At 55.0% G+C, this 16,908-nt stretch carries 16 protein-coding genes; 10 read left to right on the forward strand and 6 right to left on the reverse strand.

Annotation, left to right across the window (positions count from 1 at the left end; genetic code table 11):
• Window positions 1-4: 4 nt before the first annotated feature.
• Entirely contained in the window at window positions 5-952 is a 948-nt protein-coding gene (gene fabD / locus IPN28_03020) for an ACP S-malonyltransferase (protein QQS57812.1), read from the reverse strand.
• 302 nt (window positions 953-1,254) lie between these two features.
• On the opposite strand from fabD, the gene IPN28_03025 reads away from it, so the two are divergent.
• The 6 genes from IPN28_03025 to alr all read left to right on the forward strand — a co-directional run bounded on the left by IPN28_03025 (window position 1,255) and on the right by alr (window position 5,856).
• Complete coding sequence (locus IPN28_03025) at window positions 1,255-1,569, forward strand: hypothetical protein (GenBank protein ID QQS57813.1); 315 nt, start codon at window positions 1,255-1,257, stop codon at window positions 1,567-1,569.
• Between the two features lie 177 nt (window positions 1,570-1,746).
• Window positions 1,747-2,130, forward strand: coding sequence for a 30S ribosomal protein S6 (rpsF, locus tag IPN28_03030; protein QQS57814.1), 384 nt, complete (start codon window positions 1,747-1,749; stop codon window positions 2,128-2,130).
• Entirely contained in the window at window positions 2,130-2,402 is a 273-nt protein-coding gene (locus IPN28_03035) for a 30S ribosomal protein S18 (protein ID QQS57815.1), read from the forward strand. The genes rpsF and IPN28_03035 overlap by 1 nt, the downstream gene beginning before the upstream one ends.
• Before the next feature lie 26 nt (window positions 2,403-2,428).
• Window positions 2,429-3,163: a 50S ribosomal protein L9 gene (gene rplI, locus IPN28_03040; protein ID QQS57816.1), complete on the forward strand. Its 735-nt coding sequence runs from the start codon at window positions 2,429-2,431 to the stop codon at window positions 3,161-3,163.
• An 86-nt stretch (window positions 3,164-3,249) separates the two neighbouring features.
• On the forward strand, window positions 3,250-4,743 hold the full coding sequence (locus IPN28_03045) for a replicative DNA helicase (protein QQS57817.1): 1,494 nt from the start codon (window positions 3,250-3,252) through the stop codon (window positions 4,741-4,743).
• A gap of 18 nt (window positions 4,744-4,761) precedes the next feature.
• Window positions 4,762-5,856, forward strand: a complete 1,095-nt coding sequence (alr, locus tag IPN28_03050) for an alanine racemase (protein QQS57818.1) — start codon at window positions 4,762-4,764, stop codon at window positions 5,854-5,856.
• A gap of 48 nt (window positions 5,857-5,904) precedes the next feature.
• Here the strand turns inward: alr and IPN28_03055 are convergent, their stop codons facing one another.
• Window positions 5,905-7,113 carry a hypothetical protein gene (locus IPN28_03055; protein ID QQS57819.1) on the reverse strand — a complete coding sequence of 403 codons (1,209 nt, stop codon included), beginning with the start codon at window positions 7,111-7,113 and terminating at the stop codon, window positions 5,905-5,907.
• 190 nt (window positions 7,114-7,303) lie between these two features.
• Window positions 7,304-7,963, reverse strand: coding sequence for a D-alanyl-D-alanine carboxypeptidase family protein (locus tag IPN28_03060; protein QQS57820.1), 660 nt, complete (start codon window positions 7,961-7,963; stop codon window positions 7,304-7,306).
• Window positions 7,964-8,070: 107 nt separating this feature from the next.
• On the opposite strand from IPN28_03060, the gene IPN28_03065 reads away from it, so the two are divergent.
• The 4 genes from IPN28_03065 to IPN28_03080 all read left to right on the forward strand — a co-directional run bounded on the left by IPN28_03065 (window position 8,071) and on the right by IPN28_03080 (window position 12,820).
• On the forward strand, window positions 8,071-8,910 hold the full coding sequence (locus IPN28_03065; GenBank protein QQS57821.1) for an ABC transporter permease: 840 nt from the start codon (window positions 8,071-8,073) through the stop codon (window positions 8,908-8,910).
• The gene (locus IPN28_03070; protein ID QQS57822.1) at window positions 8,907-9,743 is read left to right on the forward strand and encodes an ABC transporter ATP-binding protein; all 837 of its coding nucleotides are present in this window, start codon (window positions 8,907-8,909) and stop codon (window positions 9,741-9,743) included. The genes IPN28_03065 and IPN28_03070 overlap by 4 nt, the downstream gene beginning before the upstream one ends.
• A 108-nt stretch (window positions 9,744-9,851) precedes the next feature.
• Window positions 9,852-12,443, forward strand: a complete 2,592-nt coding sequence (locus tag IPN28_03075) for a penicillin-binding protein 1A (GenBank protein QQS57823.1) — start codon at window positions 9,852-9,854, stop codon at window positions 12,441-12,443.
• A 29-nt stretch (window positions 12,444-12,472) separates the two neighbouring features.
• Window positions 12,473-12,820, forward strand: a complete 348-nt coding sequence (locus IPN28_03080) for a DMT family protein (protein ID QQS57824.1) — start codon at window positions 12,473-12,475, stop codon at window positions 12,818-12,820.
• A 6-nt stretch (window positions 12,821-12,826) separates the two neighbouring features.
• On the opposite strand, the gene IPN28_03085 is transcribed toward IPN28_03080, so the two are convergent.
• The 3 genes from IPN28_03085 to IPN28_03095 are packed head-to-tail and all read right to left on the reverse strand — an operon-like array spanning window position 12,827 to window position 16,791.
• Entirely contained in the window at window positions 12,827-13,471 is a 645-nt protein-coding gene (locus IPN28_03085) for a hypothetical protein (GenBank protein QQS57825.1), read from the reverse strand.
• A gap of 1 nt (window position 13,472) precedes the next feature.
• Complete coding sequence (locus IPN28_03090) at window positions 13,473-14,450, reverse strand: zinc transporter ZntB (protein QQS57826.1); 978 nt, start codon at window positions 14,448-14,450, stop codon at window positions 13,473-13,475.
• Window positions 14,443-16,791 carry a mechanosensitive ion channel family protein gene (locus tag IPN28_03095; GenBank protein QQS57827.1) on the reverse strand — a complete coding sequence of 783 codons (2,349 nt, stop codon included), beginning with the start codon at window positions 16,789-16,791 and terminating at the stop codon, window positions 14,443-14,445. The genes IPN28_03090 and IPN28_03095 overlap by 8 nt, the downstream gene beginning before the upstream one ends.
• Window positions 16,792-16,908 lie beyond the last annotated feature (117 nt).

A 16,908-nucleotide genomic window follows, 5' to 3' on the forward strand; every position in this document is an offset into this window, starting at 1 on the left:
ATCCTTAGCTTGTTTTAATTTGCTCCAGCAGGGTATCGACATCCTGCGGAGTTTCCGCGTTCCGGCAGACGATGTTTTTATCAATCCGTCTTACAAGACCGCCCAGAACCTTGCCGGCCCCCAATTCCACAATCTCCGTAACGCCTTGCGCCGCCATCCACAACACCGACTCGCGCCAGCGCACGGTTCCGGTGATTTGTTCGACCAATAAAGACCGCAGCCTGTCCGGGTCGCTCTCGGCTTGCGCGGTGACATTGGCCACGACCGGAAGGGAAGGGGGAGCGAAGACCGTTTGCGCCAGTGCCTCTTTCATGGCCTCTGCCGCGGGCGCCATCAGGGCGCAGTGGAACGGCGCACTGACAGGCAGCATCACGGCCCGTTTCGCCCCCCGCGAAATCGCCAGGGCAACAGCCCGCTCGACAGCGCCTTTATGACCGCTCACCACCACCTGTCCGTCGGAATTATCGTTGGCGGCCGCGCAGACCTCGGCCCCGGCTGCTTCGCTGGCGATGGCCTGAACGTCGGGCATATTCAGCCCCAGAATTGCCGCCATCGCGCCGATTCCGACAGGGACCGCCTTCTGCATCGATTCGCCCCGCAGTTTGAGAAGCTTCGCCGTATCCTCGATCCGCAGCGTCCCCGCCGCCGTCAGCGCCGAATATTCGCCCAGCGAATGTCCGGCGACATAAACACCCGTTTTGGCCAGATCGACGCCCTTGCCCTTGAGAACATTGACCACCGCCATCGAGACCGCCATTAGCGCCGGCTGGGCGTTTTCGGTCATATTAAGGTCTGCTTCCGGCCCCTCGAAAATCAGCGCACTCAGTTTGCGTGAAAGCGCATCATCGACAGTTTCAAAAGTCTGGCGGGCTTCGGGGAAGGTCTCGGCAAGGACTTTGCCCATCCCGACGAATTGCGATCCCTGTCCGGGGAATACATAGGTACGTTTCATGATCGTCCTGAAGAAGAGATAAGGTTCATCGCAGCATTAAATGAAGTTCCGCGGTCCGCCTGTCAATACAAATTCCATCCACAGGAAGGCGCACAGAAAAAAGGCCTTGCGCTGCTCCGCAACACACGAAAAGTTTGCAATTTGTGGCAATTTTGTGCAACCATGAACGTCTGCGTGTCCGTAAACGTTGGTTTTTGAACACACAGAACCAGGCCAAACAGAGGCCAACCGTGTGGAGAAGGTATAGTACTTAAATGTATTTTGACAAGTGATTTTTTAGGTATTTGAGGGGAATTTCTGACATGATGACCAAGATAGACGACTCGATGCACAGCGAGGTTCTTCATATTATTGAAGAGACCAGTGCGGCCTACCACTCCTTCTCCCAGCACGACTATACCAACTCGGACTATGCCGATTTCGCGGCCATGGCGCTCTCCCAGTTCAAGAACGCCTTGCGCGACCCCGGTCTGACCCGGGAGCAACTGGAAAAAATCCTCCGCAAGGGTATGAAAAAGCACCGCGCTCTGGACCCCGAATCCAGCTGGTCGGCCTTTATGGCGTCCTATGTGACCCGGGCCACCAACGGCAACCCCCCTGTGGAAAGCGGCCATTAAGCCGCAAGACCCGCTGAATTGCGATTTTACAAAAAACCTTGCATTTCCCCCTGAAATGCACAATAGTGCGCCCACATTGAAACCAACCTCGCTGGCGGCAAGCCCGTCAGCTAAGCTTCGGGAAAGGGCGATCTGGTTTTGCCCGGCCTTTGAAGCGTAAACCGAGAGGAAGCACAAATGCCTTTTTACGAAACCGTGTTTATTGCACGGCAGGATCTCAGCGACACGCAAGTCAAGGATCTGATCGCGCAATTCTCCAAAATCATCACCGATAACGGGGGCAAAATCCACAAGACCGAGCATTGGGGTCTGCGGACACTCGCCTACCGCATCAAGAAAAGCCGCCGCGCTCATTACGCGCTGATCGAGTCGGATACTCCGGCCCCGGCCGTTCATGAGATGGAACGCCGGATGCGCCTGAGCGAGGACGTCCTGCGCTACCTCACCGTGCGTGAGGAAGCCCTCTCGACCGGACCGTCCGCGATCCTTGACCGGGGTGGCCGCGAAGACTACAGCGAAAATACCGAAAACACTTCATCAGATGACAAGGAGGCCGCATAATGAGCGCCGATGTACCCGCAGTAAAACGTCCATTTTTCCGCCGCCGCAAGACCTGCCCGTTCACGGGACCGAAGGCGCCGACCATAGATTGGAAAGATGTAAGACTCTTGAGCCGCTATATCTCTGAGCGCGGTAAGATGATCCCCAGCCGGATCACCGCCGTGTCCCAGACGAAGCAGCGCGAACTGGCTCAGGCCATCAAGAGGGCGCGCTACATGGCGCTGTTGCCCTACGTGCGTAATGAGTCGGACGGTCCGACAGGCCGCCGCTAAGGAAAAAATGTAAGGAGATTCATGATATGTCCGCAACAAAACTGATTTTGCTGGAGCACGTGGAAAATCTGGGGGAGATGGGCGACGTTGTGACCGTCAAGCCCGGCTATGCCCGCAACTTCCTCCTGCCGCAGAAGAAAGCTCTGCGCGCAAGCAAGGAGAACGTCGCTTATTTCGAGGCGCAGAAAAAGCATCTCGCCGCCGAAAACGAGAAGCGCAAGAAGGAAGCCGAAAAACTGGCGAAGAAGATCGAAGGATTGAAAGTCCCGTTGATCCGTCAGGCCTCCGAAGGCGGCCAGCTTTATGGGTCCGTCAACGCCCGCGACATCGCGGACGCTATAAACGCGGAATCCAAAGCCTCCATCCAGCGCAACATGGTGCGCTTGAACCAGAACTTCAAGTCTCTGGGACTCTTCCCCGTGGATATTATGGTTCACCCGGAAGTCAAGGTGACGGTGACCATCAATATCGCCCGCTCGCTCGAAGAAGCCCAAACCCAAGCCAGAACCGGACAGGCACTGGTCGCTTCTGAAACCGGCCAGCGGGGCGGCACGGAAGAAATCCAGTCCGAGGAGGCGTTAAAGCAGCTTCTTGATGAGGAGGGCTTGGAAGCCCAAAAAGCCAGAAAGGCGCACGAGGACGAAGAACAGGCCGATGAAGGCGAACGCGCCGAAAAATCCAAGGAACGCGCCGCCAAAAAAGCCAAAAAGCCGAAAAAGGAAGAATCCGCAGCGGATGAATCCGAAGAGGACGGCGAATAAGCGCCAAATCCTCTCTATCCCCGTGATTCACACGGCCAAACATTCTAGGAGCTAGCGGATGCCTAAGGCGTTTGCTAGCTTTCTTCATGGCCCTAGAAAAACTCCTCGACCCTACCAGACTGAAAAAGAATCAGCATGAGCAGGAAACTCAGCGTCCCTTCCGCGTTCTCCCTTTTAATGAGGAAGCCGAACAAGGGCTGCTGGGTGCGCTCCTGATCGACAACCGTGTCCTTGAAAAAATAAGCGATTACCTGAAATTCGAGCATTTTTATACCCCCGCGCATCAGCGTATCTACCGCGCAATCAGCACGTTGATTGACCGGGGGCAAACCGCAACGCCCGTAACCCTCAAGGGCTATTTCGAAAAGGATCAGGATCTGGCCAATGTCGGCGGGGCCGAGTATCTCGCCGAACTCGCCGCCAGCATCGTCAGCACGATAAATGCCAGCGATTACGCCCGCACGATCTACGATCTTTTTCTGCGCCGTGAGCTCATTACTCTTGGAGAGGAGGTCGTGAACGAGGCCTTCGACCAGCGTCTGGAAGTCGAGGCGCAGGATATGATTGAAGCCGCAGAGGCACGCCTGTTTTCACTGGCCGAAACAGGCCAGATTCAGGGCGGATTCGTCACCTTGCGCGATTCGGTCCTGACCGCCATCGACCTCGCCGAAAAGGCGTTCAAGACCGAGGGCAGTGTCACGGGCGTGACCTCCGGTCTGCGCGATCTCGACAAGCTTCTGGGCGGCTTGCAGAAATCTGACCTCCTGATTCTTGCCGGACGCCCTTCGATGGGCAAGACGGCCTTGGCGACGAATATCGCCTTTAACGCCGCGAAAGCCTACGCCGAAAACAGAGGCGATCAGGGCGCCCGCGTCGGCTTCTTTTCCCTTGAAATGTCGGCGGACCAGCTGGCAACGCGGATTCTGGCTGACTGCTCGAACATCTCCGGCGATGCCATCCGCAAGGGCAATATCAAGCAGGAGGATTTCCGCGCCTTCGTCGAGGCCAGTCAACGCCTGAGTCAGGTGCCTTTGTATATTGACGATACGCCCGCCCTCTCGATCAGCGCGGTCCGCACCCGCGCCCGAAGGCTCAAGCGCCAGCACGGTCTGGATATGCTGGTGGTCGATTACTTGCAACTCCTGCGCGGCAACGGCTCCCGTCAGGGGCAGGAAAACCGCGTCCTCGAAGTCTCCGAAATCACAAGGGGATTGAAGGCGATCGCCAAGGAACTTGAAATCCCCGTCATGGCGCTTTCGCAGCTTTCGCGTGCGGTTGAGCAGCGCGAGGACAAACGCCCCATGCTCTCCGATCTCCGGGAGTCCGGCTCCATCGAGCAGGACGCCGACGTGGTCATGTTCGTCTTCCGAGAGGAATATTACCTCTCGCGGGCCGAACCCGAACCCGGCACCGAAAAGCATATGAAATGGCAGGAAAGCATGGAACGCGCCCATAGCATCGGCGAATGCATCATCGCCAAGCAGCGCCACGGCCCCATCGGCACCGTGCGGATGCATTTCGACGGCCGTCTGACCCGCTTCCGCGACCTCGACCAGATTCACAGTCCGCAGGATTATTAAGGATTCTAAACGCAGACCATGAGCGCTCTGACCGGAAATCTGGTGATCGACCTCGCCGCCGTGCGCCGCAATTACGCTATTCTGGATTCCTTATCGGCTCAATCCTGCGAAACCGCCGCCGCCGTCAAGGCCAACGCCTACGGTCTGGGGATCGGCCCCGTCGCAAATACTCTTCAGGAGGCGGGCTGCAAGACCTTCTTTGTCGCTACCGCGGAGGAGGCGATTGAACTGCGCGCTGCCATAGGCAAGGCGGGCGCGATTGCCGTCCTGCACGGCTATGATCCAACCTACGAAACCGAATACCGCAAATTCGATTTGATCCCCGTCCTCAATTCATTGAACCAGATCGCCGAATATCGGAAAGCCGTCGGAAAAGGGAAAACGCAACGCCGCGCCATTCTGCATTTCGATACGGGAATGAATCGAATCGGAATCGAGAACAACGAAGCCGAAAAATTAAGTCAGAACAAAGACCTGCTGACGGGTGTAGAAATTGCACTTGTCATGAGTCATTTCATTTCTTCGGAGGAGGAGAGTCCCCTCAACCCTCTGCAACACGAAAAATTCAACAAAATCGCCAAGGTCTATAAGGGAGTCAGGCGGTCCATCTGCAACTCCTCGGGCATTTTCCGCGCGAAGGACTATCATCTGGACCTCACCCGCCCCGGCATGGCTCTCTATGGACTCAATCCGCAACCCGGAAAGGCCAACCCGATGGTGTCGGTCGTGAATTTGACGGTCCCGGTCCTGCAGGTCCGCGACGCGCAGGCAGGCGAAACGGCCGGGTATAACGCAACGCACCGCTTTAACAAAAAAACAACACTGGCCGTGGCCGCGCTCGGATACGCCGACGGGTTTTTCAGAAGCCTCGGCAATCGCGGCGCCCTGTATTGGAAAGGCCGCCCCCTGCCGATCCGTGGGCGCGTCTCTATGGATCTGGTCATCTGCGATCTTGAAAATCTTCCCGAAAAAGATTGGCCGACCCCCGGCGATGCGCTCGAAGTCCTCGGCCCGAACCAGAGCGCCGACGATCTTGCCGCCGCCGCCGGAACCATCGGCTACGAAATCCTGACCAATCTGGGCCGTCGATACAAGAGAATATACAGAAAATGAAAGACCGCGGGATCACCGCGGCCTTTGATAAAGAATAACAGTAATTTATTATTGCGGGGTCGTGGCCGCCACGCGTGTCGTTGGCTGTGCGTTGTAATCCGTAACGTTAAAGCTGAACTTAACCGGATCGTTCCGGATATCAGCAAAAGCCGCCGAATGACTACGCTCGGCCTGCTGCCATCCCTGATAGAGGGTTGTCATGTGCGTCGCCATCTGCCGACTGGTAGTGGCTATCTCTGTAGCTCGATCATTATAGCCTTCAGACTGCTTAAGGCCATCAAGCCCCCTGTTGGCCGCCTGACGCAGCTTGGTTTCGAATGCCGAATCATTGAACTCCCAATATCCAACTTTAGCCTGAACGTCATTCCAGGACATCCGATAGGTCTGCCCGTCAACGGTCAAAGTCATCGTTTTATCCTTTAAACCGTTTAACAAAGTTTCGTTTTGACTGCCAAGGCTTCTGATTTTGGCCCCCAACTCGTTATAGGATGTTATGCGATTGTCATACGCCGACTTGGCCCGCTCACGAGCATTGTAGATATCCATGTAGCTTTTGCCACCTTCGAACTTGTCGGCATTCGCATGAACACGCCACTGCGCCGTCCAAGCTTGCAAGGCGGCCTTCTCCTCTTCGGATTGAACATCTTTGGCTTTGATGGCCTGAATTTCATCGAAAGTATAGGTTCTCTCAACCCGGCGTGTCGGGAGAGCCGGAGCTGCAGACTGCGCTGTCACAGCCGGAGCAGCAGGCGTTGAAGCCGCCGCCGCAGGGGCAGCCGGTGCTGCCGCAGCAAAAAGCGCACTCAGCGGGCGAGCCGCAGGGACAGTCGACCCCTTGGCAGTATTTGCAAGCAAACCCCGACTGGCACCTTTAAGAGCTTCAAAGTCGGCAGGACCCCTAATATATTGCTGGTCGAAAACCGATTCCTGCTGGCCGCTGGCAACAGTGTCCAGCGCCTGTATGGTTCCGGTGAAAAGATCGTTTCTATCCTGACCGACGCCGCGGTCCTTCATGTACTGTCGCACGAGAGCGATATTCGCTTCGGAATACCCGCGGGTGATGTTATCTTCGGTGCGCCCCGCATGAAGCTGGGCGAGAAGCACCAACTGCTCAAGAGCCTCGCTCATCCCGGCGTTAATAGGACCACTGGAACTGGGGGCACCGATACCGTCCCTGGAAACCGTAATCCCAAGGCGCTCTCGTTCGGCGAGCAGAACATTACGGAGATTCTTAAAATGATCGGCGTTGGTCGTCATATCACACCCTATATTTTCTTAACTATGGCCCGTATTTTCTAAAATGTTAAGACTGCCAAGAATTAACATAAACGTCATTTTTTCCCATTCTAGTCGAGATTCCATATTATTGCAAGTTTTTCAGCAAGATTGTTACGCACTCTAACCTACTAAAAAACAATATAAATCAGTTATTTAAGATATAAAGACTTCAAAGAAGCCGAAGATCCGGGGGCAGATCAGCCTCGGAAAGCGGCGCATACTGAATGAAAAATTCGGTTGGAAGCCGATAATCCCACCATTCTTGCGGAAGAGGAAAAAGCACCCGTCCGGCTTTCTTCGCCCCCTCCAACATCACCCGATCCAGAATATCCCGGTGGGACTGTACCGCTTCGGTTTGCGGATGGTCGCGGTGGGCGGGATTATGGGCGGCATCGGGATTTTCGGCCAGAAAATCGAAGACGGTTCCCATATCTAAAGCCTGTCCATCACTATCAAGCAGACTTAAATCGACCGCCATCCCTCGCGGATGCCCCCCCTCGCCGGGGCGGGAGAGCAGGCGCGGGATATTCTCAACCCAATGCGGGTTCTCCTTCACCCGCCGCGTCTCAAGCATTTTCTGCTGCGCCTCCACGGTCCGCAGCCCGTCATAAAGCACAAGCGTCAAGCCGTGTCTCTGAAACGCAAGTTCTGCAGCGTGGACGACAACATCGGCCAGAAGCTTGTGGAGGTAAAGCTGGGCGTCGGTCCGGTAGAGTCTCTCCCCGAACAAAAAATTATCCGCCCGCGCATAGGCCAGATCGACGCGCAAAGGAACCTTCGCCGCCAGCGCATTCATGCAAACCAGATCCTCAGGCGGGATGATTTTCATCGGCTAAGTTTTGGCGGTTCGGGAAAAAATGTAAACCGTTTTTTAGGCAAGTTTGCGTCTGGACGTCAAAAGTCATTTCCTCTAGTGTTTTCCGCTTGAGAGGAAAAATGTCGGCGCCCGCGCAACAGGTTGAGTCAAGTCAAAGCACGGAAGGGAAAAATCCCCTCACGCTGCTTCTGAACTTCTGCCAGTATCTGGGCGGGGGTATTCTGGCCTTCACGGAGGCGATCGGCAATCTGACGTTTTTCATGGTCCGGGCGCTGGGCCATTGCTTCTCCCCGCCCTTTTTCCCATCGCAGATGGCGCGGCAACTCATTGACATCGGTTATTATTCGCTTCCCGTTGTCGGCATGACCGCCCTCTTTACCGGGATGGTTTTGGCCCTGCAAAGCTATACGGGCTTCACCCGCTTCAACGCCGAAAGCGCGATAGCGGGGGTCGTGGTCCTCTCGATCACCCGGGAACTGGCCCCCGTTCTGGCGGGCCTGATGGTCGCCGGACGCGTCGGTGCCTCCATAGCAGCGGAAATCGGCACCATGCGTGTAACCGAGCAGATTGATGCGCTGCGGACTCTTTCCGTTAACCCGTTCAAATACCTCATCGCCCCGCGGGTGATCGCCGGAACGATCATGCTGCCTATCCTCGTGCTGATCGGCGATATCATCGGCGTGATGGGCGGATATATTGTCTCGATCTACCGTCTCGGCTTCAGCCCGGAAAATTATCTGCACCAGACCTGGGATATTCTCGAATATATGGACGTCATGTCCGGCCTTTACAAGGCCGCAGCCTTCGGCTTCATCGTCTCGGTCATGGGCTGCTACCACGGATTTTATTCCCAGCGCGGGGCGCAGGGCGTCGGCGCCGCGACAACCAACGCGGTCGTCTCAGCCTCCATCCTGATCCTGATTTTCAACTACGTCCTCACGCAGGTCTTTTTCTCATGAAATCGGTTGGAGAAAAATCAAGCGCCTCTCAAAGAAATGAAGCACCGTCACAGAAACCGAATGCGGCGGAAAACAAGATCATCCTGCGCGACGTGAACAAGGCCTTCGGCAAAAACCATGTCCTGAGAAACTTTAACCTGGAAGTGCCAAAAGGCCGGTCCCTCGTGGTCATCGGCGGATCGGGAACCGGAAAATCGGTGATGCTCAAATGCGTCCTCGGCCTGCTGGAGCCGGACTCCGGATCAATCCTGATCGACGGCGAGGAAAGCGTCAGGGTGAGCGCGGCCAAGCGCGACGAGTTGATGCATAAATTCGGGATGCTTTTTCAGGGCGGGGCGTTGTTTGACTCTCTTAAAATTTGGGAAAACATAGCCTTCGGCCTGATTCACGGCCGACAAATGCCCAAAAAGCAGGCCCGCGAAATCGCCATGGAAAAACTCGCCGCCGTAGGCTTAAAACCGGAAATCGGCAACCTTCTGCCCGCCGAGCTGTCCGGGGGGATGCAAAAGCGAGTCAGTCTGGCGCGGGCGATTGCCACCAGCCCGGAGGTTATCTTTTTTGATGAGCCAACCACGGGCCTTGACCCGATTATGGCGGATGTCATCAACGAACTGATTATCAAATGCGTGAAGGAATTGGGGGCGACCGCCCTGTCGATCACCCACGATATGTCATCCGTCCGCAAGATTGCCGATGAAGTGGCGATGATCTACGAGGGGAAGATTGTCTGGTGCGGCCCGGTCAAACAGCTTGACCATTCCGGCAACCCCTATGTGGACCAGTTCATTCATGGCCGCGCCGAAGGCCCGATCACCAGCCACCAGAAAATATAGAATATTATTGCCATAATTTCCGGTTTTCTTTTCAAAAGAGGATGTGCTAGAACGCTCCTTCTGCTAGGATGACCAAGGCATAAAATCGGCGGAATCCGCAAGTAAACCATGAAATATCTCAGGAACGTCTTTTTGGGGCTTCTCTCCCTGTTTGTCATAGGCGTGATCGTCGGGGTCGCAGGCGTAGCCTATATCATCAGCTACTACAGCAAGGATCTGCCTGACTATACCCAACTTCGCAATTACGAGCCGCCGATTGTCACCCGCCTGTACGCCGGAGATGGGCGATTTTTGGCGGAGTTCGCCGAAGAAAAGCGGATTTTCATCCCCATCGAATCGATTCCCGACATCATCAAGAACGCTTTTATCGCGGGCGAGGACAAGAATTTCTACAAGCACAGCGGCATTGACTTTGTCGCCACAGCCCGCGCCCTGATAACCAATTTAAGGAATAAGGGCACCGGCAAAAGATCTCAGGGTGCCTCGACCATCACGCAGCAGGTGGCCAAGAACTTTTTCCTGAGCAATGAAACCACCTACGAACGAAAAATCCGTGAGGCCATCCTCTCCTATAAAATGACACAGATGATGAGCAAGGATCATATCCTTGAACTCTACCTCAACCAGATTTTCCTTGGCGGCGGAGCCTATGGCGTTGCCGCCGCCGCCGAGCATTATTTCAATAAATCTCTCGAGGAACTGACGATTGCCGAGGCCGCTTATCTCGCGGCACTTCCGAAGGCACCGAACAATTATCATCCGGTCCACAACCACGATAAGGCGGTCGAGCGCAGGAACTACGTCATCAAACGGATGCAGGAAGATGGTTACATCAAGCGAGCACAAGCCGAATTGGCGATCGCCTCGCCGCTTGTCATGGCCAAAAAGGATCAGAGCGCCGTGGTGGACGCGCCTTTTTTCGCCGAAGAAGTCCGGCGTGAACTGGGCGAAAAATATGGCCAGGAAAGCCTCTACACCGGCGGTCTTGTCGTAAAAACCTCCGTCGATCCGAAATTACAGGACATTGCCGAGCGTACCCTGCGCGAGGGTCTGATGGCCTACGATACGCGACACGGCTGGCGCGGGGCCATAGTCAGGTTCGAGAGCATGGAGGATTGGCGCACCCAGCTCAAGCAGGTGGCCCGCCCGCCCGCTATGCTGGATGAATGGGAACTCGCGGTAGTCCTCGAAAGCAACAAGGAATCGGCAAAGCTTGGCTTTCTCACAGACAAAGAGGGCGAACTCAAACTGCAGGACGTCAAATGGGCGCAGAAATACCTGAACGAAGGCTATTCTCTCGGCGCGGCGGTCTCTTCCGTCAAGCAGGTCGCAGATGTCGGCGATGTGATCATGGTCGAACCCAAGCCGCCGAAGGAAAAGGAACTGACCGCCGAGGAAAAGGAAGCCGGAAAAACACCGGAAATACAAACTTTCGAGGGCATCTATCTCCTGCGCCAGATTCCGGACGTGCAGGGCGCGCTCATCGCCATCGACCCGCATACGGGCCGCATCCTCGCCATGCAGGGCGGCTGGAAATACGGTACCAGCGAATATAACCGCGCCACCCAGGCCCAGCGCCAGCCCGGCTCCGCTTTCAAGCCCTTCGTCTATCTGGCTGGCCTCGATAAGGGCTTCACCCCTGCAACCCTGATCCTCGATTCGCCCATGTGCTTCGAGGACCGCCCCGGCCACCAATGGTGCCCGAAAAACTATTCAGGTGAGTCCTACGGCCCTGTAACCCTGCGCGTCGGCGTGGAAAAATCCAAGAACCAGATGACCGTGCGCCTCGCCAATTTCCTTGGAACCGAACTTGTGGCGAAATATTCCGACCATTTCGGCATTACGGATAAAATGAAACCCCTGATGTCCAATGCCCTCGGCGCTTCCGAAACCACACTCCTGCGCCTGACGACCGCTTACGCCATGCTGGTCAATGGCGGCAAGAAAATCCGCCCGACCTTTATCGACCGGGTGCAGGACCGCCACGGCAAGACGATCTTCCGCCATGACGACCGCAAATGCGAATTTTGCGGCCCGTTGATGAAATGGGAGGGGCAGGGCGCCCCGGAAATCGCCGATACCCGTGAGCAGATCGGCGACGAGCGCACCGCCTACCAGATGGTCTCCATCCTTGAGGGCGTGGTCCAGCGCGGCACCGGAACCAAGATCAAGGAATTGAACCGTCCCCTCGCCGGAAAGACCGGAACCACCAACCGCTCCAACGATGCATGGTTCATCGGCTTCTCTCCCGATTTGACCGTCGGTGTGTTCGTCGGCTTCGATAATCCGCGCTCACTGGGCAAGAAGGAGCAGGGCGCCTCGGTCGCCGTTCCCATCTTCAAGGACTTCATGGAGGAGGCGCTGGAAGGTCAGCCCCCCGTGCCTTTCCGCCGCCCATCGGGCATCCGCAACGTGATGGTGAATGCCAAGACGGGCGCCCGCGCCAATCCCGGTGACGGCAACGTGATCTGGGAAGCCTTCAAGGCTGGAACCGAGCCGACGGATGAAATGTATATGCTCGACGAGGGCGGAATCAGGGTTTTGCCCTCTTACAATTACGACTACGCCGACTCCTACACCCCCGCCAGCGGCGACTACCCCGGCGAGGATATCCCGCCCTACAATCCCGACGCCCCCTACAAGCCACCCCCGGCTCAGGAATCGCCCGGCGTGGATACCGGAACGGGGGGCATTTACTAACCCTCCCTCCAGCCGAAAGGTTTTCTGTGATGATCCCCGCGCCCGTTTTCACGATCCTTCTTTTGCTCGGATCGAATATTTTCATGACCTTCGCCTGGTACGGCCATCTGAAATACAAGGCCGCGCCGCTCATAACCGTCATCCTCATCAGTTGGCTGATCGCCTTTTTCGAATACTGCCTGCAGGTTCCGGCCAACCGCATCGGCCACGCCCATTTCTCCGCCGCCGAACTCAAGACGATGCAGGAAGTGATTACGCTCCTCGTGTTTATGGTGTTCTCGGTCCTCTATCTGGGCGAGCAGGTGCAGTGGAATCACATCGTGGGATTTGCCTTCATCGTCGCAGGCGCGTTTTTTGTGTTCCACAAGTGGGTTTAAACAGCATTATCTCAATACTAACGACATAAAAAAATTAGATAAAAGGCCTATAATTATTATCGCGCTCGTAACAAAGGATCCCAAATTCAAGGCATGAACAACTTCACCGATATGTCTACCGCGGTTCAGGAAAATTTTTGCAAACGCCTTACTGTATTTTAGGCAGAGACAAAAAAGAAGAACCAGCCCCAAAAAGAAAAAGTCTATAATACCTAGCGGATGGCGGCTATGAACAATAAGTCCCATAGAATCAAAATAGAAAAAAATAAGATTTAATAATAGAAAAAAAGTAAACAAAGGAAAAAGCTTTAAAGAAAACCCGGATCGTTTTTTTCCCACAACTCCCTTGCATAAAAAACCAAGAGAAAGAACATCTTCAATAACGGCGACAGGATTCTTGACGGACCAGAATACGATATGCTTGGGATACTCGGCCACATTATGTTGAATGAGAACACCGCGTCGAAAAGTCTCCAAGTTTACCACTTGTTCCGGTGAAAAACTGTAGGTGCCAAAAATCAAAACTCTGAGGGTAACCTTGTTTTTTTTTGCTTTTAAAGTTGCAAAAGGCCAAGTGGCATTCGCTAAACCAATGCGTGCACCACCTAAAAAAGAGATTTCATCCTCCCATTCATAGGTAAATTCGTTCATATCAAAACCACTTCATTTTTTTGAACACCGCGATCTGCAGCCCCACGACCCCCGCAACGATGAGGAGGAAAATCCAGAACGCGAAAGGGTTCTCCGCCCCTGGAATCCCAGCAACGTTCATCCCCAAAAGTCCGGTCATGAAATGCAGCGGCAGAAAAATCGCCGCGATCACGGACAGCACATACATATTGTGGTTCATCCGGTCGGAAAGCATATTGACCAGCTCGTCCTTGATGATCTGCGTCCGCTCACGCAGCGAGTCCAGATCCTCGATATACCGGATCACCCGGTCCAGCGTTTCCTGCAGCTGACGTTTGTGCAGCGCCTCGATCCACGGCAGCGGCGAACTCCGCAGTCCGATCAGCACATCCCGCTGCGGCAGAAGGTAGCGCTTATAGATAATCGCCTCCTTCCGCAGTTCGATGATCATCTGCCGCTCCTCGACTTCCGGACTCTCGATGATTTCTTCCTCCAGCGTATCCGTCCGCTCCTCGAGATCGTCGAGGACGGGTTCCATGCGCTCAAACATCTGATGCGTAAGCGCAGAAAGAAACGCACCCGCATTTTTCGGCCCCTTGCCGGAGCTGAGGGCTGCGGCGATATCCTCGACGGCCTTCACCGGGCGACGCTGGACGCTGATGATCCGGTAAGGGTCGATCCACAGCCGCAGCGAGACCATGTCCTCGGGATCGGCGTTAAGGTTGAAATTCATCCCGCGCAGGATCAAAAGCAGCCCGTCGGAATGCTCGACCATCCGTGGCCGTGTCTCCTCCGCCAGCAGGGCGTCGATAATCAGGGAGTCCAGATAATCGATCTCACGCGCCAGCCACTCCCGCGCCTTCTTGTTGCGGGCGTCGAGGTGAACCCAAGAGAGTTCGCGGCTTCTCACGGCCTCGGAGAGAATGCCGTTGCCAAGGGCTTCCGCCGTGCCATCGGGGAGGATTTTAAACGCGTGAAGGATGCCTTCGGGATTATCCATTGTTGATTAGTCCTTTCTGCGCGGCGGAGAAAAGCTCCATCACCTTTTCGAATTCGTTCGGGCTGATATGCAGGTCGCTCTGCGGGAAAGGGATGTCGATCTTCTCGTCCTTGAAACGGTCCCAGATCATCAGGCGCAGGTCGGTGGAAACATCATAGATGTCACGGATATTGCGGATAAAGATTCGCAGTTCAAACAAAAGGGCGCTGTCCCCGAAATCCTTGAAATAGACCGAAGTCGTCGGATGCGAGAGCACGGAAGGATGTTCCTTCGCGCATTCCAGAAGAATTTCGCGCACCCGCCGCGGGTCGGATTTATAGGAAACGCCGACAGGAATGACAACGCGCCCGATCCGGTCGTTATAGTTCCAGTTTTTGACCGCCGAGGAGATCAACTCCGAATTCGGCACGATAATGGATGTACGGTCGAACGTTTCGATCTCGGTGGCGCGAACGCTGATCTTCCTGACGATCCCCTCGCCGGAATTCAGGATCACCCAGTCCCCGACCTTTATGGGGCGTTCAAACAACAGGATCAGGCCGGAGACGAAATTGCCCACGATGCTCTGCAGTCCGAAACCTATACCTACGGAAAGTGCCCCAGCGATCAGTGCGAGGTTGCTCAGATCGAACCCGACCGCCGAGACGCCCGCCATCATGGCTACGCACAGGCCGAGATAGCCCAGAATTTGCACAAGGGATTGCCGGATGGAAGAGTCCAGACGCGTCTTGGGCAGGATTTTTTCCTTCAGCACACGCTGAAAAATCCGTGTGAAAAATAAAAGCAAAAGAAAGACGGATAGCCCGATCGCCATATTGGCGATCGAAATATTCACGTTGCCGATGCTGAACCCCCAAAAAGCATGGGTGGCCCAATCCTGCACTTCCTGCCAGTCCACGCCGATCAGTCCGGCAGCCAGCGGCAGGCAGAGGAAGAAAATCACTAGATCGAGCGTCAGGCTGAGCCAGAAAAGCATCAGCCGCTCGTCCTCCTTGCCCGACTCGGGATCAGGTTTGTGAAAAAGCCCGTCGATCTGTCGCAGGAAGGACCGGGCGGCCGAGCGGATCATCAGCATAAAGACAAGGAAGGACGCAAGAACGGTGAAACGCTCGAACACCATGCGCGTCAGGGCCGCGTAGCCGAAAAGGTTCGCAGCGAGAAGAAAAACGCCGATCCCGGCAAAAAGGAGAAAGCCCCATGGGGGAATAAGAAACTTCATACCCTTGCCGCAGGCGCGGAAAGCGAAAAGGGAACCGATAAAAATCACCGCGGCAAAAAGGCTGGTGACAAAGTAGCTCTGCAGGACGGCGATTTCCACTGCGGCGCCGACCGTTCCCCCGAACTCCAGCGCAATCTGGTCGATCGCGTAAAGAAAGGCCACGAAGCAGGACAGAAATTTTGTCACGGGGCGGATGATGCCCGCGACCGTAAGCCGTGCGGTGACGATAAAACTGAAAATCAGAAAGCACGACAGCAGGATCAACTGGTTGGAAAAGGCGAGATTATTCTCGTGAATCACACCCTGCGCGACAAAAGACTGGTGGATGAACGAAAACCCGACCAGAGTGATCACCATGCTGACCAGGGAGGACAGGGAGGCTTTGGCAAATCGGCTCTCCTGACCTTGTTGAGGGCTTTCCGTGATTTTCCGGGTCAGGGACCGCAGGGACAAGACTCTGACAAGGATAAGCACGGCGATAAAAGCAAAGATCGTGGCAATCAAAGCAGCATAAGAAGGATTCTGCTGCCGGATCGTTTCAAGAGAGGAACTAAGAGTTGCATATTGTGTTTCTATATTTTCTTTGGCGGCGGCCCAAAGCTCCGGGGCAAAGGGGGAGGGCTGCTTCTCCAGAATCCGGCTGAGAAACTTATCCCTGCGAAGCGTCACAATGCGTTCCTGAAGCCGCAGGGATTTGGAAATCAGGGCGTCTGCCTGAATCGCCAATCCTTCAAGCGCACTGGATTGTTCGCTGAGTTGTGTGCGAAGCTGCTGGATATTCTCAGGTTCGGGGATGAAGGGAACCCCTTCAACCGACTGGGGAGGCGATCCAAGGTCATTGAGATCGGCAAGAATGGCGTCTCGCGCAGGCTTGATGGAATCCGCCAAGGCCTGAACTTCAGCCCTTAAATCTTTTATGGTTTGACGCTTTTCAAGGAGCGTAGGGGTTTCAAGAGAATCACTGTTGAAAAGAGCCTCAAGTTCCTCGAACTGCTTCTGTTTCTCGGTCAGAGTTTCATGCAGCTTCTCGGGGGCGTTGGCAGTCTGTGCCAAAGCATGAAAAAACATGAAAGGGCAGAAAAACACGAGTGCAGTAACCAGAAAGAAGTGCCGAAAAGACATATTTTAATATCCGGGGGAAAAATCAGAAATCATTGTGCCTTTTTTTAGAAGGGTCGCAAGAAATATACTTTAAAATTTACTGCAAGTCCCAGCAAAGCATAAACCGAAAACCCACAT

The sequence above is a fragment of the Alphaproteobacteria bacterium genome, from assembly GCA_016699735.1.
Lineage (GTDB): Bacteria > Pseudomonadota > Alphaproteobacteria > Micavibrionales > Micavibrionaceae > JAGNKE01.

Coding starts and splice junctions, on each gene's coding strand:
- IPN28_03025 (QQS57813.1), top strand. CDS start 1,255: ATGATGACCAAGATAGACGACTCGATGCACAGCGAGGTTCTTCATATT.
- IPN28_03080 (QQS57824.1), top strand. CDS start 12,473: ATGATCCCCGCGCCCGTTTTCACGATCCTTCTTTTGCTCGGATCGAAT.
- IPN28_03035 (QQS57815.1), top strand. CDS start 2,130: ATGAGCGCCGATGTACCCGCAGTAAAACGTCCATTTTTCCGCCGCCGC.
- fabD (QQS57812.1), bottom strand. CDS start 952: ATGAAACGTACCTATGTATTCCCCGGACAGGGATCGCAATTCGTCGGG.
- IPN28_03075 (QQS57823.1), top strand. CDS start 9,852: ATGAAATATCTCAGGAACGTCTTTTTGGGGCTTCTCTCCCTGTTTGTC.
- alr (QQS57818.1), top strand. CDS start 4,762: ATGAGCGCTCTGACCGGAAATCTGGTGATCGACCTCGCCGCCGTGCGC.
- IPN28_03090 (QQS57826.1), bottom strand. CDS start 14,450: ATGGATAATCCCGAAGGCATCCTTCACGCGTTTAAAATCCTCCCCGAT.
- rplI (QQS57816.1), top strand. CDS start 2,429: ATGTCCGCAACAAAACTGATTTTGCTGGAGCACGTGGAAAATCTGGGG.
- rpsF (QQS57814.1), top strand. CDS start 1,747: ATGCCTTTTTACGAAACCGTGTTTATTGCACGGCAGGATCTCAGCGAC.
- IPN28_03060 (QQS57820.1), bottom strand. CDS start 7,963: ATGAAAATCATCCCGCCTGAGGATCTGGTTTGCATGAATGCGCTGGCG.
- IPN28_03085 (QQS57825.1), bottom strand. CDS start 13,471: ATGAACGAATTTACCTATGAATGGGAGGATGAAATCTCTTTTTTAGGT.
- IPN28_03065 (QQS57821.1), top strand. CDS start 8,071: ATGTCGGCGCCCGCGCAACAGGTTGAGTCAAGTCAAAGCACGGAAGGG.
- IPN28_03095 (QQS57827.1), bottom strand. CDS start 16,791: ATGTCTTTTCGGCACTTCTTTCTGGTTACTGCACTCGTGTTTTTCTGC.
- IPN28_03045 (QQS57817.1), top strand. CDS start 3,250: ATGGCCCTAGAAAAACTCCTCGACCCTACCAGACTGAAAAAGAATCAG.
- IPN28_03055 (QQS57819.1), bottom strand. CDS start 7,113: ATGACGACCAACGCCGATCATTTTAAGAATCTCCGTAATGTTCTGCTC.
- IPN28_03070 (QQS57822.1), top strand. CDS start 8,907: ATGAAATCGGTTGGAGAAAAATCAAGCGCCTCTCAAAGAAATGAAGCA.